Source organism: Starkeya nomas, from assembly GCF_902703545.1.
GTDB classification, from domain to species: domain Bacteria; phylum Pseudomonadota; class Alphaproteobacteria; order Rhizobiales; family Xanthobacteraceae; genus Ancylobacter; species Ancylobacter moscoviensis.
In genome coordinates, this window is the sequence record NZ_CACSAS010000001.1 from 1,598,294 (window position 1) to 1,624,240 (window position 25,947).

The window sequence follows — 25,947 nt, forward strand, 5'->3', positions numbered from 1 at the left end:
CCATCATCGAACGTATCATTCCCGGTCCTGCTCCTCGGCGGCGGTGTCGCCGCTGCGCCCCAGCCGCCAGTAGGCGGCCACCTGCGCGTCCTGCTTCGCCATGCCGCGTTCCGCGCGCAGCCAGCTCCGGACGGCCCGCGCGGCGTGATGCTCGCAGCCGACCATCACATGGCCACGCCCCCCGGCCGGCCATTCCATGGCCCGAAGCGCGCGCTCCAGCAAGTCCGTCGTGCCCGCCGGAGCGCCGTCGCGGTGCAGCCACCGAAGCTGAAGATCGACGTGCGAAGCGATCGGCTGTTCCTCCGCCGCATCGGCCACCTCGACGAGGGCGATGACCCGGCGGCCGACCGGCAGCCCTTCGGCGATGCGGGCGATGACCGGCAACGCGGTCTCGTCGCCGGCAAGGACATGCCAGTCCGCGTCCGGCGGCAGGCCGCCGCCCGGTCCCATCACCCCGACCGGATCGCCCGGCTGAGCCCTGGTCGCCCAGCGCGAACCGGGGGCGTCGCCATCTTCGTGCAGCACCATGTCGACATCGATCGTGCCCGCTGCGGGATCGAGGCGCCGGATCGTGTAGACGCGCCGGATCAGGGCGTCCTCGCCCTTGGGCCAGAGCGTACGCCCGTCCGGCGCGGCGACCGGCCAGACGGGAGGACGCCCGGCGGGAGGAATGAGCAGGCGCACATGCAGGCCCGCCTCACCATCGAAGGCGGCGATGTCGCCGCCCGCGAGAGTCACGCGGCGCATCTTCGGCGTGAGCTGCCGGGCGCCGACGACCCGCATCTCATGGAAGAACGGGATGCGGTGCTGGCCCGCCTGGTCTCCCGACCAGGAGAAGCGGGAAGCCGCGTCGCCGGCGAATATGGCGAGATGCTCCGCCAGCGCGTTCTTGACCACATAGAGCGCCGTGGCGTCGACGCCTTCCGCCCGCAGATGCAGATGCGCCTTCCCGGCGCGCAGTTCGGCCCGGCCGAACGGGCTCTCGATCAGGCCCCCCTCTGCGGTGCGGGTGACATGGGCATGCTCGACGAAATGCGCGCACAGCGTCTCCGCCATGCCCCGGGGATCGGCGAGCGGGACGCGCGCCTCGGCGACGAGAAGGGTCTCAGTCACGCTGCGTTCCTCCACGGTGAAGCAGCCAGATGAGGTAGGGCCCGCCGATGAGGGCGGCAAAGAGGCCGGTGGGCACCTGATAGGGAAACACGACGAGGCGCGCCAGCCAGTCGGCAAGGATCAGCAGCAGCGCCCCGAGCAGTAGGGCGGCGGCGAGTTGCTCGCGCAGTCGGACGAAGCCCATCAGACGGGCGAGATGCGGCGCCATGAGGCCCACGAGGCTCAACGGGCCGGCAACGAAGGAAGCCGCCGCCGTGAGCAGCGCGGCGAGCACCGCCAGCACCAGCCGCGCCCGGCGCACGGGCATGCCGAGGCTCCGGCTCGCCGTCGCGCCCAGCGGCAGCACGGTCATCCATCGCTCTAGAAGAAAAAGCGGCGCGACCAGCACCAGTGTCGCGCCGACGGCGGTCCACGCCTCTAACGGGCCGACGCGGTTGGTCGAGCCGGACATCCAGACGAGCAGCATGTAGGCCGTCATGCCGCCGCTCGCGAGCACGGTGGAGATGACCGCCATGCACAGCGCGCCGCAGGCGATGCCGGCGAGCAGCAGACGCTCCGGCCCGAAGCCCGAACGCGCGGCCACCGCGAGCATCACCAGCAGCACGGCAAGCGCGCCAGCGCCCATGCCGACCAGCACCAGCGGCCCGGCGGCGGCACCGGCGAACAGCAGCACCGCCAGCCCGACGCCGCCGCCGGCGCTGACGCCGAGCACTTCCGGGCTCGCCATCGGATTGCCGGTCATGCGCTGCATGACGAGACCGGCGGCGGCCAGCATCATTCCTGCCCCGCCAGCGGCGACGAGCCGGGGAGCGCGGAACGGCAGGAGCTCGGTGAACAGCTCGCCGCCCGCCACGTGCCACCCGTCCGCCGCCCGGCCGATGGTCAACGCGGCCAGCGCGACGAGAAGAACCACGCCGGCGAGGCCCGCAAGCGCCCATGCCGGCCGCCGCAGCCGGCGCACCGCCGCCGCCGCCCTGTGGCGCAGCCGATCCACCGAATGGACGCGCGGCAGCAGCCAGAGCAGCAGCGGGCCGCCGAGCAGAGCCGTGGCAGCACCGGTCGGCGCGAGGTCGTGCCCGTCCGTCCCCGCAAGCTGGACGAAGCTGTCCGCGAGAGAGAGAACGAGCGCGCCGGTGATCGGCGCCAGCGTCATGATCTGGCGCGAGGTGCGGGCACCAGCGAGGCGGGCGAAGGCCGGCGCCGCCAGACCGACGAAGCCGATCACCCCGACCTCCGCCGTCACCGTGGCGGCAAGCCAGACGGCGACCGTCATCGCCGCCAGTCGGGCACCGGCAAGACCGAGGCCGAGGCTGCGGGCGCCGGCATCGTCGAGCCCCAGCAGCGCCAGCGGCCGCGCGAGCAGCGCCGTGGCGGCGAGACCGAGGACGAGACGGGAGCCGATGGTCGCGACGCTACCCCATCCCTGCTGCGCCAGAGACCCGGCGCCCCAGATGTAAAGCGAGAGCACGTACTCGCCCCGCGCCAGAACGAGCGTCGCGCTGACCGCCCCCGCGACAAGCGCGATCATCATGCCCGACAGGACGACGGTGACGGGATCGAGCCCCCGCCGCCAGCCGAGTGCGAGGACGAGCACGGCCGCCCCAGCACCGCCGGCCAGCGCGATCGTCTCCCGGCCGGCGACGGCCAGTCCCGGCGCGAAGGCAAGGGCAAGCGTCAGCGCGAGCTGGGCTCCGGCGGCGATGCCGAGCGTCGAGGGATCGGCGATGGGGTTGCGCAGCACGCGCTGGAGAAGAGCGCCGGAAAGCCCGAGCGCGCCACCCGCCAGCAGCGCCACGGCGCCGCGTGGCAGCGCGACCTGCCAGAGCACCACGTCGTCGAGGCCGGGCACGCCCGGCCGCGTCAGGACCGCGGCGACGGCCGCGCACAGAGCGAGGAGCGCGGCCCCGCCCCACAGGCGGGAGAAGCGCAGATCAGCCACGGTATCAGCCACGGCCCGCGCCTTCCGCCCGCACCAGCGCCTCGGTCAGCAGCCGGGCGAAGCGGCTCGCGGAGGGCAGCGCGCCGAACGGATCCACCGATCCGAGCCAGAGCACCCTGCCCGCCTTCACCGCCGGCAAGGCGTGCCAGAAGGCGCTGCGCTCGAACACCGCGACCGCATCCGGCGGATGTGGAGCGACCGCCGCGACGAAGGTATCGGGGTAGCGTGCGAGAGTCTCGATGCCCACCGGCGCCGTAGCGGAATAGCTGGTCGGTCCGCTCCACGCATTGGCGAGGCCGAGCCGCGCCAGCGCCTCGCCGATCATGCTGTCGAAGCCGAAGGTGCGGAAATGGCGCGCATCGCCGAAATTGATCGCCAGTACCGGCCGCTGGACGGCGGTGAGACGCTCGCGCTGCGCGTCGAGGCTGGCCTGCGTGCGGGCGATCAGCGCCTCGGCGGCGCCGGGGATTCCCAGCCGGGCGGCGATGGCGCGGGTCATCGCCAGCATCGGCTCGTAGGGCGCCTGCCCCGGCATGTAGAGCGCGAAGCTCTCTACCGGCGCGATGCGGGCAAGGCGCGGCTCCAGCGCGGCATAGAAGTTCGAGTTGAAGATGATGTCAGGCCGCGCCAGCAGCAGCGTCTCGAGGTTCGGCAGGCCGCGCAGGCCGAGATCGGCCATGCCCGGCGGCACCGGGGGCTCGACCGCCACCTCGCGGAACTGGACCAGTTCGGTCGCGGCGACGGGCGGGTGGCCGAGCGCCAGCAGCGTCTCCAGTATCGCCCAGTCGAGCGTCGCCGCGCGCGGGGACGCGAGGCCCTGCGCCCGCACGCCGCCGGCGGCCAGCGCAAGGGCCGCCGCCAGCACGGAGCGACGGCCTATGGCACGCGGGACGCTCACGCGACGTAGCCGATGGGGGCGCCGCTGACCGGATGGGCGAAGACGCCCATGGGCAGGCCGTAGATCACCGAGAGACGCTCCGGCCGCATGATCTCGCCGGCCGGCGCGCGGGCGACGATCCGGCCGTTGCCCAGAGCGACGATCTCGTCGCAGTAGCGCGCGGCGAGGTTGATGTCGTGCAGCACGACCACCACCGACAGCCCCCGCTCGCGGCTGAGCGCGTGCACCAGCCGCAGGATCTCCTCCTGATGGGCGAGATCGAGCGCCGAGGTCGGCTCGTCGAGCAGGAGCCATTCAGTGTCCTGCGCCAGCATCACGGCGAGCCAGGCGCGCTGGCGCTCGCCGCCGGAGAGCGTGTCGACCGCGCGCTCGGCGAGGGCCTCCAGCCCGGTGCTGTGGATGGCCGCTTCCACCCTGTCGACGTCGGCGGCGGTGAAGCGGCCCAGCATGCCGTGCCAGGGATAGCGCCCGAGCGCCACCAGCTCGCGCACGTTCAGCCCGTCGGCGGGCGGCGTGAACTGCGGCATGAAGGCGACCCGGCGGGCGAAGCCACGCTCGCCCCACGCGCCGGCCGGGAGCCCGCCGAAGCGCACCTCCCCGCCCGTCGCCGCGAGATCGCGGGCGAGCAGGAGCATGAGGGTGCTCTTGCCGGAGCCGTTCGGCCCGACGAGGCCGTAGACATGACCGGGTTCCAGCCGCAGCGACACCGGGCCGAGGATGGCCCGGCCGGGCACGTCGTAGCGCGCGTCGACGAGGTCGAAGAGGCCGGGGCCGCCGGAGGCGGGTGTCGGAGTGGAACGGGGCATCAGGCGCGCAGTCTCACCACTTGTAATGTGCCGACAGGGTGATGGTGCGGCTGTCGCCGTAGCCGCAGCCGGAAATGCCCTGGCAGCCCGACACATAGACCTCGTCGAAGATGTTGTTGACGTTGAGCGCCACGCCCCACGTCTCCTGATCGTAGCGGATGGCCGCATCGAACAGCGTGACCGAGGGGACCTTCAGCGTGTTCTCGTCGTCCACCCAGGACGAGCCGACATAGCGCACGCCGCCGCCGATGCTCACGCCCTTCAGCGGGCCCTGGTCGAACTTGTAGTCCGCCCAGGCGGAGGCCATCACGTTGGGCACCAGCATCGGCTCGTTGCCGATGATCAGCGGGTTGGTGTCGTTGGTGATTTCCATGTCCATCACGGTCAGCGTGCCGATCAGGCGGAAATTCTTCGTCACGTTGGCCTTGGCCTCCAGCTCGAAGCCGGTGGAGCGCACCTCGCCGAGCTGGGTGTCGAAGAAGATGTTGTCGACGTCGGGAACGGTGACGTTCTGCCGGGTGATCTGGAACACCGAGGCGGTGATCAGCGCGTCCATGAAGGTCGGCTGGTATTTGATGCCCGCCTCGTACTGGTAGCCCTCCTCCGGCTTGAAGCCGGTGTTGTCGGCATCGACGCCCACCACCGGATTGAAGAAGCTGGAGACTGCGGCATAGGGCGTCAGGCCATTGGCGAACTCGTAGGCGAGGCCGGCGCGGCCCGTGAAGGCGCCGTCATGCGTCTTGTAGTTCGGCGAGAAGGCCAGCGTGGCGGGGCTTTCCGACTCGGTATTCACGTAGTCGTAGCGCCCGTTCAAGGTGACGATCCAGCTGCCGCCGAAGCGCATCTGGTCCTGCACATAGCCGCCGAGCTGCTGCTGGGTGAGGATCTGGTCGAGATAGATCGCGCTCGGGCCCTGCGGCACGCCGTAGATCGGGTCCGTGGCGCTGATCGGCGTCGCCCCGCCGGAGGACTGCTCGTTGTCGAGGCGGTAGAGCGTGTAGTCGACGCCGAACAGGAAGTCGTGCTCCACCGCGCCGGTGGCGAACTCGCGGCGGAAATGGTTGTCGGTGGCGAAGCTGTTGACGCCGCTGATGCCCTCGAAGCCGATGCGGTAGAGCAGGTTGTTGGGCGTCAGCGGCTGCGCGTTGCCGCCGTAGCCGGTGGCGGGGTTGTAGTAGCCGTAGGGGTAAGGGCCGATCTCGCGCTTGTTGAGATGGCCGTAGCGCGCGCTCGAATTGAAGATCCAGTCGTTCTCGAACTCGTGCTTGAACTCGTAGCCGACGAGGAGCTGCGTGTAGCGGCTGTTGTCGAGCCCCGGCTCGCCGAAATAGGCGTCGCGGCTGATCTTGCCGAAGGAGGCGTTCTGCACCGTGCCGTAATAGGGCAGGAAGCCGCCGCCGACATTGACCTGATCGAGCGCGGCGATCTGCGCGTACACGTTCAGCTCGGTCTGCTGCGAGGGCCGGTAGGTGATCTGCGGCATGAACACGCCGCGGAAATCGTGGCTGTAGTCGGTGTGCTGGTCGCCGCCGGCGATGCGGCCGGTGAGGCGATAGAGCCAGACCGGATCGGACGACGCCGGCGCCTTGGCCGCGGCCCCCTCGCCCAGCGGATTCACGACGCCGAAGGTGTCGTTGATGTCGAAGGCGAAGTAGCCGTTGCCGAAATTGTTGATGCCGGTCTCGACATAGCCGAAACGCTCGTCGCGCGGGCGCTTGCTGACCAGATTGACCAGGCCGCCGGGGCTCGACCCGCCATAGAGCACCGAGGCCGGGCCCTTCAGCACCTCGATACGCTCCAGCAGGAAGGGATCGATCTGGAAGCCGCCGAAGCCGTAGCTGTAGAGCGACAGGTTATCGAGGAAGATGCCGGTCTGGGTGGCGTTGAAGCCGCGGATGTAGAACCAGTCGGTGTCCGGATCCGGCCCGCCATAGGGCGAAGAGTGCACGCCGGCGGTGTAGCGCAGCGCCTCGTCCACCTTGAGCGCCTTGCGGTCGTCGATCTCGTCGCGGCCGATCACCGAGACCGACTGCGGGATGGCGACGATGGGCACGTCCGTCTTCATGCCGGACGTCGTCTGCGTGGCGACATAGCCATTCACCGGCCCTGTGCCGTTCTGCTGCCCCTCCACCGAAATGGTGTCGAGCTCGACCGCGGTTTCGCCGGAGGACGACGCCTGCTGGGCCATGGCCGCGCCCCACAAGGGCAGCGTCGCCATAGTGCTGCTCAGCAGCAGGAGCTTGAAGGACTTCCCATACATTGCAAACGTTCCAAATAAACCTGCAAGTGACGCGCAGCTCGGAAACATTCAAAAGAGGTATATCCTTCGATGTTCGCCAGATGCGTTTGGCATCTCGTAACAATCAATGCTTCTAGATGATTGTCCGTCTCTGTCACATCTTGTACGTTTTTGGTTTGTTTGTGACACGACCGATCAGGCATTCCAGTCGGGAGAGCGAGGAAAGCGATGTCCGCAGCGTTCATCCCCAACATGACCTCACGGCGTGAGGGCATCTCCGTGCTCACCGACGGCCACCGCCGCTCGTGGAACGGTGTGCTGGTCGAGCTGTGGGAAGCGGAAGGCGCGGTCGGCGCGCGGGCGGAATACATCTCCGAGCATCCCCGCCTCTTCGTGCTGCTGGACCAGACGGGCGGCGAATTCGAGCTGCTGCTCTCCCCCGGCCACGCGCAGGTGCCCAAGCGCCACGCGCCGCGCCAGATCAGCTTCATCCCGGCCGGCATGCCGCTCTGGTCGCGCTTCACCAGCACGACCTATCTGCGCCACCTCGACCTGCATTTCGACGCCGAGGCGCTGCGCACGCGGCTCGCCGACGAGGTCTCCCGCGAGGCGTTCGAGACGCCCCGGCTGATGTTCACCGACGACCGGCTCATGACCTTCGCCAACATGATCGCGGCGGAATGCCAGACGCCCCTCGCCTTCCACGAACTGTACGGCGACAGCCTGACCACCGCGTTCTTCATCGATTTCCTGCGGTCCAGCCCACGCGCCGGGCGCAAGCGCTCTGCCCTCGCCTCCTGGCAACTGCGCCGCGTGATCGACTACATCGACGCCCATTGCGCGGACGCTATTCGGCTGGAGGAGCTGGCGCAGCTCGTCGGCCTATCCTCCAGCTATTTCAGCCATGCGTTCAAGGCCGCCACCGGCGTTCCCCCGCACCAGTGGCAGACCGATGCGCGCCTCAAGCGGGCGCAGCGGCTGCTGCTCGACACCGGCATGTCGCTGACCGAGGTCGCCGTCGCCACCGGCTTCTGCGACCAGGCGCATTTCACCCGGGTGTTCCGGCAGAATCTCGGCGCACCCCCGGCTGCCTGGCGTCGCGACCGGCGCGGCTGACCGCGCGGCGGCTGGTCAGGGGCGATCGGAATCGGGCGTCGCGCCGGATGCGCGCGCCACCTGCGAGGGCGGGACGCCGAAGCGGCGCCGGAACGAGCGGATGAAATAGGAGAGATCGCCGAAGCCGGCGTCGAAGGCGATGGCACCGATCGCGCCACGGCCCGCGCCGCGCAGGGCCGCATGGGCCGCATCCAGCCGCCGCTCCAGCAGATAGCGGGTGAAGGTGGTGCCCTCCCCGGCGAACAGCTTCTGCACATAGCGCGACGTCACGCCCTGGCTCTGCGCGACCGTCTCGACCGACAGGTCGCGACGCATGAACTCGCGCTCAACCTGCTCCTTCACCGCGGCCAGGCGGACCGCCGGGCTCAACGCCGCGTCGACCGGCTCGTCGAGGCCGAACAGCGTGCCGGCAAGATCGCGCAGATGATTGCCGGCAAGCCGGGCATGGCGCTCGGTGTCGAGGGGGATCATCCCCTGCAGCAGCGCGCCGGCATAGTGGGTGAGCAGCACCAGCCGGTTGTCGGTGGCAAGGGCGGGCTGCAGCAGGCTCGGTGCCAGCGCCGGCCGCCGCGCCACCGCCGGGGCCGCGATACGCAGGAAATCGAAGCGCTCCGCGCCGGTGGCGTCGATCTCGAAGGGCTGCCCGAGCGAGATCAGCGTGGCGTCGCGCTCGACCACCACCGCCTCGCGCCCGCCCTGCCGCACCCGGATCGCGCCGCCGACCGGCCGGGCGAGGACGACGTCGCCGCCGGTCGCCCCCTCGCCGAGACGCAGATGGGCGCGCAGCTCGATGCAGGTGGTGATCAGCGCGCCCGGCAGGGCGCAATGCACCATACGCACCGGCCTGCGCGGCCGCAGCGGAAAGTCGATCGCGACGTCGCCGATCAGCCGCGCGAAAGCCTCGGCCACCGCCTCCGCGCGCCGGCGGGGAGGCACGCCCTCGGTCGTGAACCAGACCGGCTCATAACGCTCGCTCATTATGGAATATTTCTAAGATGTTGCCCTAACGCGACAGAACGATCTTAAGTCACCGAGTTCGCTTTAGTCCATATTTCGTTTCGCGTCTGCCCAAGCAAATCGTATACGACAGTATCTAGAAGAGCGATACACGCAACTCGGCGCAATTGCCTTTCGGGCATGAGCTGCCTTATCAGAATTGTTCAAAGATATGATCGCTCGCTCGCGCGGATTGCTTCTGGCTTCGTTCAGTCTTCTCTCGCTCGTAGCAGCGGCGCCGGCGCTCGCCCAGATGGCACGGGAACAGACCCAGGAATCCGCCGGCGGCGAGACCATCGATCTCGATACCGTCACCGTGACGGCGACCCGCGCCGACCGCCCGATCAGCGACGTGCCGCAGACGGTGCGCGTCATCGAGCGCAACGAGATCGAGCAGCAGCTCCAGCTCACCAACAATCCCGCGGCGGTGCTCGCCAAGCTGATCCCCGGCTACAGCGTGTCCACGCAGACGATCTCCGGCGCCTCGGAGACGTTCCGCGGCCGCGAGTTGCTGGTGATGATCGACGGCGTGCCGATGAACATCCCGCTGCGCAACGTCTCGCGGCTGCTGGCGCTCATCGACCTCAACTCGGTCGAGCGCATCGAGGTGGTGGCGGGCGCCGCCAGCACCTACGGCGCCGGGGCCACCGGCGGCACGGTCAACTTCATCACCAAGCGCCCGACGGACGGCGCGCCTACCGTCTCGATCAACACGGCGCTGCGCGCCTTCACCGCCAAGCCGGGCGAGTCGCTGGCGCCGGAAATCTCCGGCACGGTCTCCGGCCGCGCGCCGGGCGGCTTCGACTACCTCGTCACCGCCACCGGCGCCTTCGCCAACAACACCTATGACGGCAACGGCCGCCTGCTGCCCTCCGACGGCATGCTCGGCCAGGGCGGCGGCGACAATTACGGACGCGGCAACTTCCTCGGGAAGATCGGCTACGACTTCGATGCCAGCAAGCGCATCGAGGCGCAGGCGAACTGGATCTACCTGAACCAGGATCCGCAGTGGATGACCGACTATTCGGGCCCCTTCGCCGCGCCCGACATCGGCAATCCCTATAGCGGCGAGAGCGTTCTGGAGGACACCAAGTCCTTCTCGCTGCGCTACACCGACAGCGCCTTCGCACTCGGCGACCTGAGCATGCTCGCCTACTACAACGACATTCGAAAGCGCTTCAATTACAGCGAGTTCGACATAAACAACAACTTCATGGTCTATTACTCCGGCAATCTCGGCAGCCCGACTTCGCCCTACAACCAGACGGTCCTCTACTCCGAGCGCGCCGGCTTCAACCTGACCGTCGACACGCCGCTTCCCATTCTCGACGGCGCGAAGCTGACCTGGGGCACCGACATCGTCCACGACGACACCTGGCAGACGCTGACCAACGGCGAGGACGTGTTCACGCCGCTCAACCAGATGACCTATGCCGGCTTCGCGCAGCTCCAGCTCCCCATCGGCGAACGGCTCGTGGTGCGCGGCGGCATGCGCTACGAATATCTCGACGTGGAGGTAAACGACTTCACCCGCCCCGCCGCTTTCCTCGGCTTTCCGGGGCTGGGCTATGCGGTGCTGCCGGAACTCGCCGTCACCGGCGGCAATTACGACTACTCCGCCGCCACCTTCAACATCGGCGCCACCTACAAGCTGACCGACACGATCGACATCTATGGCGGCTTCAGCCAGGGCTTCGCGCTGCCGGACATCGGCGCCTTCACCCGCCGCGCCGGCGCGCAGGGCACCTCGCAGATCCTCACCTATGGCTGCTATCTCGGCGCCCGGCTGCGCCCCATCCCCTACACCTGCCCCAAGCAGATGAGCGTGAGCTTCGACGACCTCGGCATCGAGGCGCAGATCGTCAACAACTACGAGATCGGCGTGCGCGGCAGCCTCGGCCGCTTCCGGGGCAGCCTCGCCGGCTACTACTCGACCTCGGACGAGGGCGTGAACTTCGTCGCCTCCACCAACACCATCGGCCAGTCGAAGGAGATCACCTACGGCGTCGAGTTCACCGGCGAATACGAGGTCACCAGCAATCTGGCGCTCGGCACCAACCTCGCCTGGCGCGAGGGCGAGTGGGACTCGGACGGCGACGGCACGATCGACGCGTGGCTGCCCAACAACCGCATCGCCACGCCGTTCCGCGGCACCGTGTACGGGAACTACCGCTTCGACACAGGGACGGTGGTCCGTCTCGAAGTGGAGTTCTGGAGCGGGCGCGACCGCTTCGACGGCACCGAGACCTTCGAGATCGACGGCGGCGCCACGCTGAACGCTGCCCTCGCCCATCCCTTCGCCGGCGGCACGCTCTATGTCTCGGTCGACAACCTGCTCGACGAGACCTATGCGAACCCCTCGGCGAGCGCCACCCGCAGCTACGACGTCTATGGCTGGGGCCGCACCATCACGGTCGGCTTCTCGAAGACCTTCTGACCGATGGTCTCGCTCGACATCGAGGCGGGGGACCTCGCCGTGCTCCGCTTCCACCAGCCCTACGCCGCCGACGACGAGCGCGCCTATCTCGCCGCGCTGGAGCGACTGGCGCTGATGGCGCACCCCTTTGTGCTGCTGGCGATTTTCGGCGGCGGCCCCGCCCTGTCGCGCGAGGGCGAGAAGGGGCAGGCTCTGTGGTTCAAGCGCACCCGCGCACAGATGGAGGAGCGCTGCCGCGCCTGCGCGATGGTACGGCCGGGCGCCACCGAGGAGAGCGCGGTGATGTTCCGCCGGCTGTGGTCGTTCCCTTTCCTCGCCTCGCCGGATGAAGCGACGGCGCGGGATTTCGTGGAGCGGCACCGGCCCTCACGCACGACGCAGCCGGAGACACATCCCCTATGAGCGGGGAACTCGCAGAGGCCCGCCCCCTGCCCGGCGAGGCCGGGACGCCGCCCATCGGCCGGCTGCGCCTGTTCATCGTGCTGGCGGGGCTCTATCTCGCCCAGTCGATCCCCAGCTACCTGCTGGTGGCCGCTATCCCGCCGATCATGCGCGAGCAGGGCGTCTCGCGCACCGCCATCGGGCTGCTGTCGGTGCTGATGCTGCCGCTGGTGCTGAAATTCCTCTGGGCCTCCCGGGTCGACCGGCTGCGCCCAATCGCCCGCGCCCATCGTGCCGGCTGGATCCTCATCACCCAGACCGGCACGGTGTTCGCCATCGGGCTGCTCGCCTTCATCGAGCCGACGGACACGGGCGCGTTCCTCGCCATCGGCTTCGTCATCTCGCTGCTGGTCTCGACGCAGGACATCGCCACGGACGGCTACGCCACCCGCCAGCTCGCGGTGCGCGACCGGCCCTTCGGCAATGCCATACAGGGCGGCGCGGTGGCCTTCGGCGTCGTCATCGGCGGCACGCTCAGCCTCGTCATCTACCATCACCTCGGCTGGCGGCCGATGATCTGGACCATGTCCGCGCTCTCGCTGCTCCCCCTCGCCGCCGCCTTCGCCATGCGGGAGAGCGACGATGTCGCGCCGGGAGGGCCGCGCCCGTCGCTCAAGGCGTTCTGGGCCCGGCCGGAGGCGCGCGAGATCCTGATCGTCGCGCTGGTCTACCGGGCGAGCGAGGGCTTCGTGAAGGCGATGGAGGGCCCCTATCTCGTCGACCGCGGCGTGCCGCTCGACATCGTCGGCTATCTCTCGGGCGGCGCGGCGGCGACTGCCGGGCTCGTCGGCTCCGGCCTCGCGGCGGTGCTGTTGCTGCGCCTGGGGACCCCGGGCGTGCTCACGCTGCTGGGCGGGCTGCGCACGGTGTGCTTCGCCCTGTTCGCGCTCCACGCCTTCGATCTGGTGACCGGCTGGCCGACCCTGTTCGGAGCCGCCGCCTTCCAGACGCTGATCCGCTACATGGAGATCGTCGCACTCTACAGCCTGTTCATGGCGGTGGCATCGAAGGACCAGCCGGGCACCGACTTCACCGTGCTCGCCTGCGCCCAGCTGGTGGTCTACCTCGTCGGCTCGAGCCTCGCCGGCATCATCGCCGACCGCATCGGTTACGGCGCGCTGTTCGCCCTGTCGGCGGCACTCTCGCTGGCCGCCGTCCTGTTCACGCGCCGCCAGCTCGACGCCGGACAGGCGGCGCGTCCCGCCTCCTGAGCCGCCGACGACGCCTCAGAGCTCCGCCCCTTCGCTTGTCCTTGCCGGCATGGAAGCCGCGGGCTTCGGCGATGCGCTCCCCTGCGTGATCAGGCGCGAGCTGCGCTGGTCGCGCGTATGAATCCATAGCCAGCTCAGGGCAACGCTCAGACGGTTGCGGACGCCGATCAGGAAGTAGATGTGGGCGAGACCCCATATCCACCATGCGAGGGCGCCGCGGAGTTTGATCCGCCCGAAGTCGATCACCGCCAGCCGCTTGCCGATGGTGGCGAGGCTGCCGGCATGCTGGTAGCGGAACGGCGAGCTCCCGGACTGCCCGGCAAGCCGGGCGCGGATGGTCTGCGCGACATGCCCGCCCTGCTGCTTCGCCGCCGGGGCGATGCCGGGAACGGGCGAACCGTCGGGCGCGACGACGGCGGCGGTATCACCGATGACGAAGATCTCCGGGTTGCCCGGCGCCGTGAGGTCCGCCTCCACCTGCACGCGCCCGGCGCGGTCTGCGGCGACGCCGAGCCACTCCGCCGCCGGGGAAGCCTGAACGCCAGCGGCCCAGATGATGGTGGCGGCGGGCACGGTCTTTCCGCCATAGACAACGCCGTTCGCCGTGCATTCGGTGACGGGGCTGCCCAGCTCGACCTCGACGCCGAGCTTTTCGAGCGAACGCTGGGCATAGGTGGACAGGTCCTCCGTAAAGGCCGCCAGCACGCGCGGGCCGCCCTCGATGAGCACGACGCGCGCCTCCCGCGTGTCGATGCTGCGGAACTCGTCCACGAGTGTCATGTGCGCCAGCTCGGCGATGGTCCCCGCCAGTTCGACCCCGGTGGGGCCGGCGCCGATGATGACGAAGGTCAGCAGGGCCTTGCGGCGGGCCGGATCGGCCTCGCGCTCTGCGCGCTCGAACGCCAGCAGGATGCGCCGCCGGATGGTGGTGGCGTCCTCCAGCGTCTTCAGGCCCGGCGCGAAGGACTCCCAGTCGTCATGGCCGAAATAGGCGTGGCGCGCGCCGGTCGCGATAACCAGCGTGTCGTAGGACAGGAAGGAACCGTCATCGAGCAGCACCCGGCGCGCCTGCTTGTCCACGCCCGCGACCGTCGCCAGCAGGGTCGTGACCTCGCGGCGGCGGCGCAGCAGGTGACGGATCGGCCAGGCGATCTCCGAGGTAGCGAGCGAGGCCGTCGCCACCTGATAGAGCAGTGGCTGGAACAGATGATGGTTGCGCCGGTCGATCAGGGTGATGCGCAGCGGCGCGCCCGCCAGCCGGTGGACCGCCTCGAGCCCGCCGAAGCCTGCACCGACGACAACGAGGTGATGGCGGCTGTCCTCAGCGTGCGTCGCCGACATGGCAGGCTCCTTTCCGACTCCAGGTACCGTGGCCGAACGCCGGCCACGTTCGACCCGCCGGCGTCAAACGACAAGATCGACCGCGACGGATGGTTTCGATATGCGGACATAAAGATGTCCTTATATCATTCATTGACATCCGGCCGCCGCCGGCTCATCTTCGCAGCGTCGTGGTTCTCCGGCCTCAACCGGAGCCAAGAGGGAAGCCGGTGCGCCTTCGGGCAAGGCCGGCGCTGCCCCCGCAACTGTAAGCGGCGAGCCGACGTCCATTTCGCGTCACTGAGGCATCCTGCCTCGGGAAGGCCGGACGAAGGCGACGACCCGCGAGCCAGGAGACCTGCCACGGCACCATAGTCGTCCCTGGGCGGGGTGTCCCGGTGGTGCGTTCGCGCGTCCGCCGGCTCATCGCGCCGGCCCGCACGCGCCTATGCGTCCGCTCGGCCTTTGCCCCCATTTTCATGGGGTTAGCCGATGAACTTCCCATACTCGTCCGGCACGGTGCCGGTTTCCACCCTCGGCACGCCGCGGATCGGTCCGCGCCGTGAACTCAAGGCCGCGCTCGAAGACTACTGGGCGGGCCGGAGCGGCGCGCAGACGCTGCTCGACTCCGCCGCGCGCCTGCGCGCCGCTAACTGGGCGCGGCAGAAGGCGCTCGGCGTGACCAACATCCCGTCGAACGACTTCTCGCTCTACGACCACGTGCTCGACACCGCCGTGATGGTCGGTGCCATCCCCAAGGCCTATGGCTGGTCCGGCGGGCCAGTTTCGCTCGATACCTATTTCGCCATGGCGCGCGGCAGCCAGGGCGCTGCCGGAGCCTGCGCGCACGGGCATGACCATGGCCAGGAGCACGGGCACGGGGTGCCGGCGCTGGAAATGACCAAGTGGTTCGACACCAACTACCACTACATGGTGCCGGAATTCTCCGCCGGGCAGCGCTTCACCCTCGCCTCCACCAAGCCGGTCGACGAGTATCGCGAGGCGAAGGCCCTCGGCTACCAGACGCGGCCGGTGCTGCTCGGCCCCGTCACCTTCCTCAAGCTCGGCAAGGCGAAGGATCCCGGCCTCGACCCGCTGAGCCTGCTCGGCGACCTGCTGCCGGTCTATGTCGAGGTGCTGCGCCGGCTGGCGGCCTCCGGGGCGGAATGGGTGCAGATGGACGAGCCCTGCCTCGTGCTCGACCTCGACGAGCCGACGCGCGCCGCCCTGCGCGAGGCTTACGGCTTCTTCGCCCACGCGCTGCCGAGGCTGAAGATCATACTCACCGCCTATTTCGGCGAGCTGGGCGACAATCTCGACACGGCGCTGGCGCTTCCGGTCGCCGGGCTGCACCTCGATCTCGCCCGCGCGCCGGAGCAGTTGCGGCCGGTGTCGGAAAAGGCGCGGGCCGGGCTGGTGCTCTCCCTCGGCGTCATCGACGGACGCAACGTCTGGCGCGCCGACCTGCCGAAGCTGCTCGACGCGCTGGAGCCGGTGGTGCGCCGGCGTGGTACCGATCATGTGGAGATCGCCCCCTCCTGCTCGCTGCTGCACGTCCCCATCGATCTCGAACGCGAGATCGAGCTCGACCCGGACGTGAAGAGCTGGCTCGCCTTCGCCGTGCAGAAGATGGACGAGCTGACCACCCTCGCCACCGCGCTGGCCGGCGGGCGCGAGGTGGTGCTTAGCAAGCTCATGGCGTCGGGCGCGGCCGCCGATGCGCGCCGGGCCTCGGCCAAGGTGCACAGCTCCGCCGTGGCGGCCCGCCTCGCCGCAGTGACGCCCAACATGACTCAGCGCCGGAGCCCCTTCCCCGTTCGGGCGGAAGCCCAGCACCACCGGCTCCGCCTGCCGCCGTTCCCGACCACGACGATCGGCTCCTTCCCGCAGACGGCCGAGGTGCGCAAGGCGCGCGCCGCGCACGGCAAGGGCGAACTGGGCGACGCCGCCTACGAGGCCTTCCTCAAGCAGGAGACGGCGGCGGCGATCCGCTGGCAGGACGAGATCGGCCTCGACGTGCTCGTTCACGGCGAGTTCGAGCGCAACGACATGGTGCAGTATTTCGGCGAGCAGCTCTCGGGCTTCGCCTTCACCCGGCACGGCTGGGTGCAGAGCTACGGCTCGCGCTATGTGCGCCCGCCCATCCTGTTCGGCGACGTGGCGCGGCCGGCGCCGATGACGGTGGAATGGTGGAAGTTCGCCCAGTCGGTCACGCACAAGCCGATGAAGGGCATGCTCACCGGGCCGGTCACGATCCTCAACTGGTCCTTCGTGCGCGACGACGTTCCGCGCAGCCTTGCCTGCCGGCAGATCGCCCTCGCCATTCGCGACGAGGTGGCGGACCTGGAGAAGGCCGGCGCCGCGATGATCCAGATCGACGAGGCGGCGATCCGCGAGGGGCTGCCGCTGCGCCGCGCCGACTGGGACGCCTATCTCGGCTGGGCGGTCGAGAGCTTCCGCCTCTGCGCCTCCGGCGTCGCCGACGCGACGCAGATCCACACCCACATGTGCTACTCGGAGTTCAACGACATCATCGCCGCCATCGCCGCGATGGACGCGGACGTCATCTCCATCGAGACCTCGCGCTCGAAGATGGAACTGCTCGAGGCGTTCGTGAGCTACCGCTACCCGAACGAGATCGGGCCCGGCGTGTACGACATCCACTCCCCGCGCGTGCCGAGCGTGGAGGAGATGGAGGAACTCCTCGTCAGGGCGACGCAGCGCCTGCGGCCGGAGCAGGTCTGGGTCAATCCCGACTGCGGCCTGAAGACCCGCAAATGGGAGGAAGTGCGCCCGGCACTGGTCAACATGGTGGAAGCCGCCCGGCGCCTGCGCCCCGGTACGGCGCGGGCGGCGGAATGACCGGACGCGCGAGCCCGGGAGAAACGCGTCTCGTCGACATCGTCTTCCCGGGCGCCACCAACCATCACGGCACGCTGTTCGGCGGCGCCGCGCTCGCGCATATGGACCGGGTCGCCTTCATCGCGGCGGCCCGGCATGCGCGCGCCGACTTCGTCACGGCCTCCTGCGAGCGGATCGACTTCGTCGCGCCGGCACGGCTCGGCGAGATCGTCGAGCTGACCGGGAGGGTGGCGCGGGTCGGGCGGCGCTCGCTCAGCGTCGAGGTCGAGCTCGTCTCCGAGGCGCCGCTGACCGGCGAGCGGCGGCGCTGCACGCGCGGGACCTTGGACATGGTCGCGGTCGGTACGCCCGCGCCCATGCCGCCACCGCCCCCACCGGCGCCGGAAGAACCCGGCGTGCTGCGCATGGCCGATCTGGTCATGCCCGAGCAGACCAGCCACTACGGCAGCCTCCATGGCGGCAGCGCCCTCGCGACGATGGGCAAGGCGGCCTTCGTGGTGGCGACGCGCCACGCCCGCCGGGCGGTGGTGATGGCTTCCTCCCGGCGTGTCGACTTCCGCCACGAGATCACACCCGGCGACGTGGCCGAGGTCGAGGCCCGGCTCGCCAGCACCGGCCGCAGCTCGATGACGGTGGCCGTCCGCCTGTGGTCCGAAAGCCTCGCGACCGGCGAGCGCCATCTCTGCGGCACCGGCGAATTCGTCATGGTGGCGGTGGATGCCGACCACCGGCCGGTCGCCGTCGCGTCCTGACGAAACGCGGCATTATGACGGCTGGCGGGGTCACTCTCCGGTGTCCCCGCCAGCTTCCCAAGCTTGATCGATCTCCCCTCCCGTGCAAATGATATAATGTATCAATATGCAAGTGGAGCGCGCATAAATGTCCGACTCTCGCCTTCCGGTAACGGTGCTTTCCGGCTTCCTCGGCGCGGGCAAGACCACCCTGCTGAACCATGTCCTCGCCAATCGAGAGGGCCTGCGCGTCGCGGTCATCGTCAACGACATGTCCGAGGTGAACATCGACGCCGAACTCGTGCGCTCGGGCGGCGCCAACCTTTCGCTCACGCAGGAGAAGCTGGTCGAAATGACCAATGGCTGCATCTGCTGCACCCTGCGCGACGATCTGCTGGCCGAAGTGCGCCGCCTCGCCGGCGAGGGCCGCTTCGACTATCTGCTGATCGAATCCACCGGCATCGCCGAGCCTCTGCCCGTCGCCGCGACCTTCGAGTTCCGCGACGAGGAAGGCTTCTCCCTCTCCGACGTCTCCCGGCTCGACACGATGGTGACGGTGGTCGACGCGGCGAACCTGCTGCGGGACTTCGGCAGCCGCGACTTCCTGCGCGACCGCGGCGAGACGGCAGGCGAGGATGACGAGCGCACGCTGGTCGACCTGCTCACCGACCAGATCGAGTTCGCCGACGTCATCGTGCTCAACAAGGTGTCCGACGTCGCGCCCGCCCGCCGCAGCGAGGTGCGGGCGGTGGTGAAGGCGCTCAACCCTGACGCGCTCATCATCGAGACCGACCAGGCGAATGTCCCGCTGAGGGACATCCTCGGCACCGGGCGCTTCGATTTCGAGCAGGCGCACGAGCACCCGACCTGGTTCAAGGAGCTGAACGGCTTCCGCGACCATGTGCCGGAGACCGAGGAATATGGCGTCTCCAGCTTCGTCTACCGCGCCCGCCGGCCCTTCCACCCGGAGAAGTTCAACGCCTTCCTCGCCCGCACATGGCCGGGGCTGGTGCGGGCCAAGGGGCTGTTCTGGCTGGCGACGCGCCCGCGCCGGGTGGGCGAGATGTCGCTGGCCGGCGCCATCTGCCGCACCGGCTCGATCGGCCAATGGTGGGCGGCCATTCCCACCGAGCACTGGCCGACCCAGCCCGACTGGCGGAGCTGGCTGCGCGCGCATTGGACGCCGGGCTATGGCGACCGGCGACAGGAACTCGTCTTCATCGGCGTGAACATGGATGAGGCGGAGATCCGCGCCGCGCTGGACGAGTGCCTCGTCGGCCCGCTGAGGCCGACGCTGTTCGATCCCGAAACGCTGAAGCACCTGCCGGATCCGTTCCCCTCCTGGGAGCGCGTTCCGGCGTGAACCGAAGCCGGCGGCGCGCACGGAGCGCCGCCGGTTATCCTCGAAAGCGCAGCCCCGCTCAGTCCCAGGCTAGCGCGCCGCCGTTCTGGTACTCGATGACGCGCGTCTCGAAAAAGTTCTTCTCCTTCTTCAGGTCCATCGCCTCGCTCATCCACGGGAACGGGTTGTCCGCCTCCGCGAAGACCGGCGCGAGACCGAGCTGGGCGCAGCGGCGATTGGCGATGAAGTGCATGTATTCCTCGCACAGAGCCGCGTTCAGCCCGAGGAAGCCGCGCGGCATGGTATCCCGGCCATAGGCGGCCTCCAGCTCGGCGGCGTCCTTGAGCATGCCGCGCACCTCGTCCTGGAAGTCCTTCGTCCAGAGATGCGGATTCTCGGCCTTGATCTGGTTGATCACGTCGATGCCGAAGTTAAGGTGGATGCTCTCGTCGCGCAGGATGTACTGGTACTGCTCGGCGATGCCGACCATCTTGTTGCGCCGGCCGAGCGAGAGGATCTGCGCGAAGCCGGTGTAGAACCACATACCCTCGAACACGACGTAGAAAGCGACGAGGTCGCGCAGGAATTGCTGGTCGGCCTCGGGCGTGCCCGTGTGGAAGGCCGGGTCGTCGAGGCTCTGCGTGTGCCTGAGCGCCCAGGCCGCCTTGTCGGTGATCGAGGGCACCTCGCGGTACATGTTGAACAGTTCGCCCTCATCGAGGCCGAGACTTTCGACGATGTACTGGAAGGTGTGCGTGTGCACAGCCTCCTCGAAGGCCTGCCGCAGCAGATATTGCCGGCATTCCGGATTGGTGAGGTGGCGATAGATCGCCAGCACGATGTTGTTGGCCACCAAGCTTTCCGAGGCGGCGAAGAAGCCGAGATTGCGCTTGAGCATGCGCCGCTCGTCCTCTGTCAGCCCGTCTTTCGACTTCCACAGAGCGATGTCGGCCTGCATGGAGACTTCGGTCGGCATCCAGTGATTGTTGCAGCCGGAGAGGTATTTCTCCCACGCCCATTTGTATTTGAGCGGAAGGAGCTGGTTCACGTCGGCGCGGGCGTTGATCATCCGCTTCTCGTCGACGGTCACGCGGGCTGCACCGCGCTCGATGGCGCCAAGGCCGGTGGCGTCACCGGCTGGCGGCGCGAAGGCGGGGTGGATGGGTGCGGCAGCGGACCTGCTATCGGACCAGTCGAGCATGGAGTGAATTCCTCAAGAGTGCCGTCATGGCCGGGCTTGGCCCGGCCATCCACGACTTCTGTTGCGCTGGAAGGGCGTGGATGCCCGGCCCAAGGCCGGGCATGACGTCGTGATGAAACGGGAGTTGCCTACTGGCAGGCTTCGCATTCGGGATCGTTGATCGAGCACGCCTTGCCGAGGACGATTTCCGGCACGGCGATGGGAACGGCGGCGAGCACGGCGGAGACCGCGTTCAGCTTGCCGTCCGTGCCCTTCAGCGTCGATTTCTCGACATGGGTGGCCGAGCGCGAGCGCAGGTAATAGGTCGTCTTCAGCCCGCGCCTCCATGCGAGGCGATAGGTCTCGTCGAGCTTGCGACCCGAGGGATTGGCGACGTAGAGATTCAGCGACTGCGCCTGATCGATCCATTTCTGCCGGCGCGACGCCGCTTCGATCAGCCAGGCGGCATCGATCTCGAAGGCGGTGGCATAAAGCGCCTTGAGGTCGTCCGGGATGCGGTCGATCTGGCCAACGCTGCCGTCGTAATATTTAAGATCGGAGACCATCACCTCGTCCCACAGGCCGCGGGCCTTCAGGTCGCGCACCAGCGCGGCGTTCACCACCGTGAAGTCGCCAGACATGTTCGATTTGACGAAGAGATTCTGGTAGGCGGGCTCGATCGACTGCGACACGCCGCAGATGTTGGAGATGGTGGCGGTGGGCGCGATGGCCATGCAGTTGGAGTTGCGCATGCCGGAGGCCTTCACCCGCGTATGCAGGCTCTCCCAGTCGAGCGTCGCAGAGCGGTCGAACTCCGCGCCGCCGCGCGCCTGCGCCAGCAGTTCCACGCTGTCGATGGGCAGCACGCCCTGCGACCAGAGGGAGCCCTCGAAGCTCGGATAGCGCCCACGTTCGGCAGCAAGGTCCACCGAGGCGGAGATCGCGTGGAAGCTCACCGCCTCCATGCTCTCGTCGGCGAAACGCACCGCATCATCGGAGGCGTAGGGAATGCGCAGCGCCTGCAGCGCGTCCTGAAAGCCCATGATGCCGAGGCCGACCGGCCGGTGCTTCAGGTTCGAGCGGCGGGCCTCAGGGATGGTGTAGAAATTGATGTCGATGACGTTATCGAGCATGCGCATCGCCGTCGCGACCGTGCAGGCGAGACGTGCATGGTCGAGGCCGTCCCTGGTGACGTGGGCCAGCAGGTTGACCGAGCCGAGATTGCACACCGCCACTTCGTCGTTCGACGTGTTCAGGGTGATCTCGGTGCACAGGTTGGACGAATGCACCACGCCGGCATGCCGCTGCGGCGAGCGGATGTTGCAGGGGTCCTTGAACGTCACCCACGGATGGCCGGTCTCGAACAGCATGGTCAGCATGCGCCGCCACAGATCGAGCGCGCGCACGGTGCGGAACACCTTCATGCCGCCCTGTGCCGCCTTCGCCTCGTAGGCTTCGTAGGCGTCCCGGAAGGCCGGGCCGTAGAGGTCGTGCAGCTCCGGCGTCTCGTCGGGCGAGAACAGCGTCCACGAACCATCCGCCTCGACCCGCTGCATGAACAGGTCCGGCACCCAGTTGGCGGTGTTCATGTCATGGGTGCGGCGACGGTCGTCGCCGGTATTCTTGCGCAGATCGAGGAACTCCTCGATGTCGATGTGCCAGGTCTCGAGATAGGCGCAGACGGCACCCTTGCGCTTGCCGCCCTGATTGACGGCGATGGCGGTGTCGTTGGCGACCTTGAGGAACGGCACCACGCCCTGGCTCTCGCCGTTGGTGCCCTTGATATGGGCCCCGAGCCCGCGCACGCGGGTCCAGTCATTGCCGAGCCCGCCGGAATATTTGGCCAGCAGGGCGTTGTCCTTGATCGACTTGAAGATGCCGTCGAGATCATCCGGCACGGTGGTGAGGAAGCAGGAGGAGAGCTGCGGGCGCAGCGTGCCGGCATTGAACAGCGTCGGCGTCGAGGCCATGAAATCGAAGGAAGACAGCAGGCGATAGAACTCGATCGCCCGCGCCTCCCGGTCGACCTCGCGTAGAGCCAGCCCCATGGCGACGCGCATGAAGAAGGCCTGCGGCAGCTCGAAACGGGTGCCGCGCGCGTGCAAGAAATAGCGGTCGTAGAGGGTCTGCAGGCCGAGATAGTCGAACTGGAGATCGCGCTCGGGCAGCAGCGCGGCGGCGATCCGTTCCAGATCGAAGCGGCCGAGTTCCGGGTCGATCAGCTCTTCTTCGATACCGCGGGCGACATAGGCTCGGAAATAGTCCGCGTAGCGCTCCGCCATTTCCGCCTGCGTCGCCTGCTCGGGCCGGCCGGCGAGGAAAGTGAGCGCCTCGCGGCGCAGCTTGTCGCCCAAGAGGCGGGCGGAGACCTTGGCGTAGTTCGGCTCGGTCTCGATCAGCGTACGGGCGGCGAGGATGGGCGCCAGCGCCAGCTCGTCGGCGCTGATGCCGTCATAGAGGTTGCGGCGGGTCTCCGAGAGGATCGCCTCGGCGGACACGTCGGCGAGCCCGGCGACGGCCTCGCCCACGACCGTCGCGAGCCGGGCCTCGTCGAGCGGCACCCGCATCCCCTCGCCTGTCGTCATGTGCAAGGCCGGTGCTGTGCCGGGCACCACCGCCACGGCGCGCTCCCTCGCCCGCTCCTCGCGGTAGAGCACATAGGCGCGGGCGACCTTGTGGTGCTCGCCGCGCATCAGCGCCAGTTCGACCTGGTCCTGGACGTCCTCGACATGGAAGGTGCGGCCCGCGTCTGCCCGCCGCGTCAGGCCGGTGACGATCTGCTCCGTCAGCCCCGCCACGATGTCGTGCACGCGCCGCGAGGCGGCGGCATTCGTCCCCTCCACCGCGAGAAAGGCCTTGGTGAGCGCCACCGCGATCTTCGAGGCGTCGAAGGGCGTGACGGCGCCGTTGCGGCGGATCACCTGAAAGCCCGGCGTCGCTGTACCGGCGCCGGAGGCGGAGACGAGCGGTTCGGGAATCCGGGAGGACGGACGTTCGGCTTCGAGAGCGAGAGTCATCGGCTGCAAACCCCGTTGCATGGGGCAAGGGCCGAGCGGAGACGACATGGGCGGACGGGCGGAACAAGCAAGCCGGCGGCACGACCACAGCGTTCCACCGGGACACCCCGCCCGAGGACGTTTCATCTGGGTCGCGGCAGGTCTCCTGGCTCGCGGGTCGTCGCCTTCGTCCGGCCTTCCCGAGGCAGGATGCCTCAGTGACGCGACATGGGACGTCGGCTTGCCGCTTACAGTTGCGGGGGCAGCTCCGGTGTCACACCGGATTCCCTCTTAGCCTCCTCATCTTCCGACTCGAAGGACCGTGACACCCATATGTAGGGGCTCATGCGACAGAATTGTCAATTGGTAGCGCACACGCGTAAAAAGCCTCAGATGCAATTAATTCGCAATTGCATACCGAGTGGCGTTCGATAAGATGCTCTTGCAAGTCATTCGCAAGAAGGAGTGGGATATGCGCAGCAGGCGCGTGGTTCTGGCCGGCCTCGCGGCCATTGGTCTCTTGAGCGCGGGAGTTTCCGGCGCATTGGCGCAGGAGGCCGCAGGGCCGAAGTTCAAGGCCGTGACCACCTTCACCGTCATCGCCGACATGGCGCGCAACGTCGCTGGCGACGTCGCGGTGGTGGAATCGATCACCAAGCCCGGAGCGGAAATCCACAACTACGCGCCGACGCCCGGCGACATCCAGCGCGCCCAGGGGGCGCAGCTCGTGCTGTGGAACGGACTCAATCTCGAACTGTGGTTCGAGCGCTTCTTCCAGAACCTGAAGGACGTGCCGAGCGTGGTGGTCTCGCAGGGGGTCGAGCCGATGGGCATCGCCGAGGGTCCCTACAAGGGCAAGCCCAATCCCCATGCCTGGATGTCGCCGAAGGACGCGCTGATCTACGTCGACAACATCCGCGACGCCTTCGTGAAGTACGACCCGGCGAACGCCGCCACCTACACGGCCAACGCCGATGCCTACAAGAAGCAGATCGAGGCTTCCGTGGCGCCGATCCGCGAGAAGCTCGCGTCCATTCCCGAGGACAAGCGCTGGCTCGTGTCCAGCGAAGGCGCCTTCTCCTATCTCGCCCGCGATTTCGGGCTGAAGGAGCTTTATCTCTGGCCGATCAACGCCGACCAGCAGGGCACGCCCCAGCAGGTGCGTAAGGTGATCGATGCCGTGCGCAAGAACGGCATCCCCACCGTGTTCAGCGAAAGCACCGTCTCCGACAAGCCCGCGCGTCAGGCCGCCCGCGAGGCAGGCGCCCATTATGGCGGCGTGCTCTATGTCGACTCGCTCAGCGAGCCGGATGGGCCGGTGCCGACCTATATCGACCTTCTGCGCGTGACCACCGGCACGGTGGAAAAGGGCCTTGCCGAGGGGCTTTCGCAATGAACGCGCCACTCGTCCGGTCCCGCGCCGCCGAAGGGCTCGCGGTGCGGGACGTCGCCGTCACCTACCGCAACGGCCACACCGCGCTGCGCGACGCCAGCTTCGAGATCCCGACCGGCACCATCACGGCACTGGTCGGGGTGAACGGCTCGGGCAAATCGACCCTGTTCAAGGCGATCATGGGGTTCGTCCGCGTCGCGCGCGGCACGATCTCCATCCTCGGCCGCAGCGTCGACGAGGCGCTCAGGAGCAATCTCGTCGCCTATGTGCCGCAAGCCGAGGAGGTCGACTGGAACTTCCCCGTGCTGGTGGAGGACGTGGTGATGATGGGGCGCTACGGGCATATGGGCCTGTTGCGCATCCCGCGCGCCGCCGACCGGGCGGCGGTGGATACGGCGCTGGCCCGCGTCAACATGGGCGAGTTCCGCAAGCGGCAGATCGGGGAGCTTTCCGGCGGCCAGAAGAAGCGTGTGTTCCTCGCCCGCGCTCTGGCGCAGGACGCCAAGGTGATCCTGCTCGACGAGCCCTTCACCGGCGTCGACGTGAAGACCGAGGACGCCATCATCGCCCTGCTCAAGGCGCTGCGCGCGGAGGGCCGTGTGATGCTGGTCTCCACCCACAATCTCGGCAGCGTGCCCGAATTCTGCGACCGCACGGTGCTGATAAAGGGCACGGTGCTGGCCTATGGACCCACCGCCGAGACCTTCACCGAGGCCAATCTGGAGCGCACCTTCGGCGGCGTGCTGCGCCATTTCGTGCTCGGCGGCGCCGGACTGCACGACGATGACGACCGCCGCCAGCTCGCCGTGCTGACCGACGACGAGCGCCCGCTCGTCTTCTATGGCGAGAAGGGCGCGATGCAGCCGAAAACCAGCGAGGAACAGGTCACGGAGGGAAAGCCGTGATCGAGCTTCTCAGCGAGCCCTT

Annotated in this window: 18 protein-coding genes and 2 riboswitches; of the genes, 9 read left to right on the top strand and 9 right to left on the bottom strand. The window is 68.5% G+C overall.

All coding sequences use genetic code 11. The features are described from left to right. Positions 1 to 15: 15 nt before the first annotated feature. Genes STARVERO_RS07725 through STARVERO_RS07745 form a run of 5 tightly spaced genes read right to left on the bottom strand, consistent with a single transcriptional unit; the run spans position 16 to position 7,016 of the window. On the bottom strand, positions 16 to 1,113 hold the full coding sequence (locus STARVERO_RS07725; protein WP_159598440.1) for a siderophore-interacting protein: 1,098 nt from the start codon (positions 1,111 to 1,113) through the stop codon (positions 16 to 18). Then, positions 1,106 to 3,064 (bottom strand): Fe(3+)-hydroxamate ABC transporter permease FhuB, encoded by a 1,959-nt coding sequence (gene fhuB / locus STARVERO_RS07730; protein WP_159598441.1) that lies wholly within the window; start codon positions 3,062 to 3,064, stop codon positions 1,106 to 1,108. Before fhuB ends, STARVERO_RS07725 begins: the two co-directional genes overlap by 8 nt. Further along, positions 3,057 to 3,950 (bottom strand): iron-siderophore ABC transporter substrate-binding protein, encoded by an 894-nt coding sequence (locus STARVERO_RS07735; protein ID WP_159598442.1) that lies wholly within the window; start codon positions 3,948 to 3,950, stop codon positions 3,057 to 3,059. The genes fhuB and STARVERO_RS07735 overlap by 8 nt, the downstream gene beginning before the upstream one ends. Next, a complete protein-coding gene (locus STARVERO_RS07740; RefSeq protein ID WP_159598443.1) occupies positions 3,947 to 4,756 on the bottom strand; it encodes an ABC transporter ATP-binding protein in 810 nt (269 codons plus the stop codon). Before STARVERO_RS07740 ends, STARVERO_RS07735 begins: the two co-directional genes overlap by 4 nt. 13 nt (positions 4,757 to 4,769) lie before the next feature. Next, positions 4,770 to 7,016 carry a TonB-dependent siderophore receptor gene (locus STARVERO_RS07745; RefSeq protein WP_159598444.1) on the bottom strand — a complete coding sequence of 749 codons (2,247 nt, stop codon included), beginning with the start codon at positions 7,014 to 7,016 and terminating at the stop codon, positions 4,770 to 4,772. Positions 7,017 to 7,223: 207 nt separating this feature from the next. Between STARVERO_RS07745 and STARVERO_RS07750 the strand changes: the two genes are divergently transcribed. Then, complete coding sequence (locus STARVERO_RS07750) at positions 7,224 to 8,111, top strand: helix-turn-helix domain-containing protein (protein ID WP_244616645.1); 888 nt, start codon at positions 7,224 to 7,226, stop codon at positions 8,109 to 8,111. A 15-nt stretch (positions 8,112 to 8,126) separates the two neighbouring features. Here STARVERO_RS07750 and STARVERO_RS07755 read toward each other — a convergent pair whose 3' ends face one another. Continuing rightward, entirely contained in the window at positions 8,127 to 9,089 is a 963-nt protein-coding gene (locus STARVERO_RS07755) for a helix-turn-helix transcriptional regulator (RefSeq protein ID WP_159598445.1), read from the bottom strand. Positions 9,090 to 9,360: 271 nt separating this feature from the next. Here STARVERO_RS07755 and STARVERO_RS07760 point away from each other — a divergent pair, with 271 nt between their 5' ends. Genes STARVERO_RS07760 through STARVERO_RS07770 form a run of 3 tightly spaced genes read left to right on the top strand, consistent with a single transcriptional unit; the run spans position 9,361 to position 13,196 of the window. Then, positions 9,361 to 11,544: a TonB-dependent receptor gene (locus STARVERO_RS07760; RefSeq protein WP_244616647.1), complete on the top strand. Its 2,184-nt coding sequence runs from the start codon at positions 9,361 to 9,363 to the stop codon at positions 11,542 to 11,544. Between the two features lie 3 nt (positions 11,545 to 11,547). Further along, positions 11,548 to 11,946: a hypothetical protein gene (locus STARVERO_RS07765; RefSeq protein WP_159598446.1), complete on the top strand. Its 399-nt coding sequence runs from the start codon at positions 11,548 to 11,550 to the stop codon at positions 11,944 to 11,946. Continuing rightward, on the top strand, positions 11,943 to 13,196 hold the full coding sequence (locus tag STARVERO_RS07770; protein WP_159598447.1) for an MFS transporter: 1,254 nt from the start codon (positions 11,943 to 11,945) through the stop codon (positions 13,194 to 13,196). The genes STARVERO_RS07765 and STARVERO_RS07770 overlap by 4 nt, the downstream gene beginning before the upstream one ends. Positions 13,197 to 13,211: 15 nt before the next feature. Here the strand turns inward: STARVERO_RS07770 and STARVERO_RS07775 are convergent, their stop codons facing one another. Then, positions 13,212 to 14,537, bottom strand: coding sequence for an NAD(P)/FAD-dependent oxidoreductase (locus STARVERO_RS07775; protein ID WP_159598448.1), 1,326 nt, complete (start codon positions 14,535 to 14,537; stop codon positions 13,212 to 13,214). Between the two features lie 154 nt (positions 14,538 to 14,691). Continuing rightward, positions 14,692 to 14,896, top strand: a riboswitch (cobalamin riboswitch). A 112-nt stretch (positions 14,897 to 15,008) separates the two neighbouring features. Between STARVERO_RS07775 and metE the strand changes: the two genes are divergently transcribed. The 3 genes from metE (at position 15,009) to zigA (ending at position 19,472) form a co-directional block, all read left to right on the top strand. Beyond that, positions 15,009 to 17,378, top strand: a complete 2,370-nt coding sequence (metE, locus tag STARVERO_RS07780; protein WP_159598449.1) for a 5-methyltetrahydropteroyltriglutamate--homocysteine S-methyltransferase — start codon at positions 15,009 to 15,011, stop codon at positions 17,376 to 17,378. Beyond that, positions 17,375 to 18,130, top strand: a complete 756-nt coding sequence (locus STARVERO_RS07785; RefSeq protein ID WP_159598450.1) for an acyl-CoA thioesterase — start codon at positions 17,375 to 17,377, stop codon at positions 18,128 to 18,130. The genes metE and STARVERO_RS07785 overlap by 4 nt, the downstream gene beginning before the upstream one ends. 127 nt (positions 18,131 to 18,257) lie before the next feature. Continuing rightward, on the top strand, positions 18,258 to 19,472 hold the full coding sequence (zigA, locus tag STARVERO_RS07790; protein ID WP_159598451.1) for a zinc metallochaperone GTPase ZigA: 1,215 nt from the start codon (positions 18,258 to 18,260) through the stop codon (positions 19,470 to 19,472). Positions 19,473 to 19,530: 58 nt separating this feature from the next. Here the strand turns inward: zigA and STARVERO_RS07795 are convergent, their stop codons facing one another. Continuing rightward, complete coding sequence (locus tag STARVERO_RS07795; RefSeq protein WP_159598452.1) at positions 19,531 to 20,652, bottom strand: ribonucleotide-diphosphate reductase subunit beta; 1,122 nt, start codon at positions 20,650 to 20,652, stop codon at positions 19,531 to 19,533. Positions 20,653 to 20,780: 128 nt separating this feature from the next. Beyond that, positions 20,781 to 23,648 (bottom strand): ribonucleoside-diphosphate reductase subunit alpha, encoded by a 2,868-nt coding sequence (locus tag STARVERO_RS07800; RefSeq protein ID WP_159598453.1) that lies wholly within the window; start codon positions 23,646 to 23,648, stop codon positions 20,781 to 20,783. A gap of 118 nt (positions 23,649 to 23,766) precedes the next feature. After that, positions 23,767 to 23,967, bottom strand: a riboswitch (cobalamin riboswitch). 132 nt (positions 23,968 to 24,099) lie between these two features. On the opposite strand from STARVERO_RS07800, the gene STARVERO_RS07805 reads away from it, so the two are divergent. Both STARVERO_RS07805 and STARVERO_RS07810 read left to right on the top strand, forming a co-directional pair. Beyond that, positions 24,100 to 25,023, top strand: a complete 924-nt coding sequence (locus STARVERO_RS07805) for a metal ABC transporter substrate-binding protein (protein ID WP_159598454.1) — start codon at positions 24,100 to 24,102, stop codon at positions 25,021 to 25,023. Further along, positions 25,020 to 25,925: a manganese/iron ABC transporter ATP-binding protein gene (locus STARVERO_RS07810; RefSeq protein WP_159598455.1), complete on the top strand. Its 906-nt coding sequence runs from the start codon at positions 25,020 to 25,022 to the stop codon at positions 25,923 to 25,925. Before STARVERO_RS07805 ends, STARVERO_RS07810 begins: the two co-directional genes overlap by 4 nt. The last annotated feature ends 22 nt before the right edge of the window (positions 25,926 to 25,947 follow it).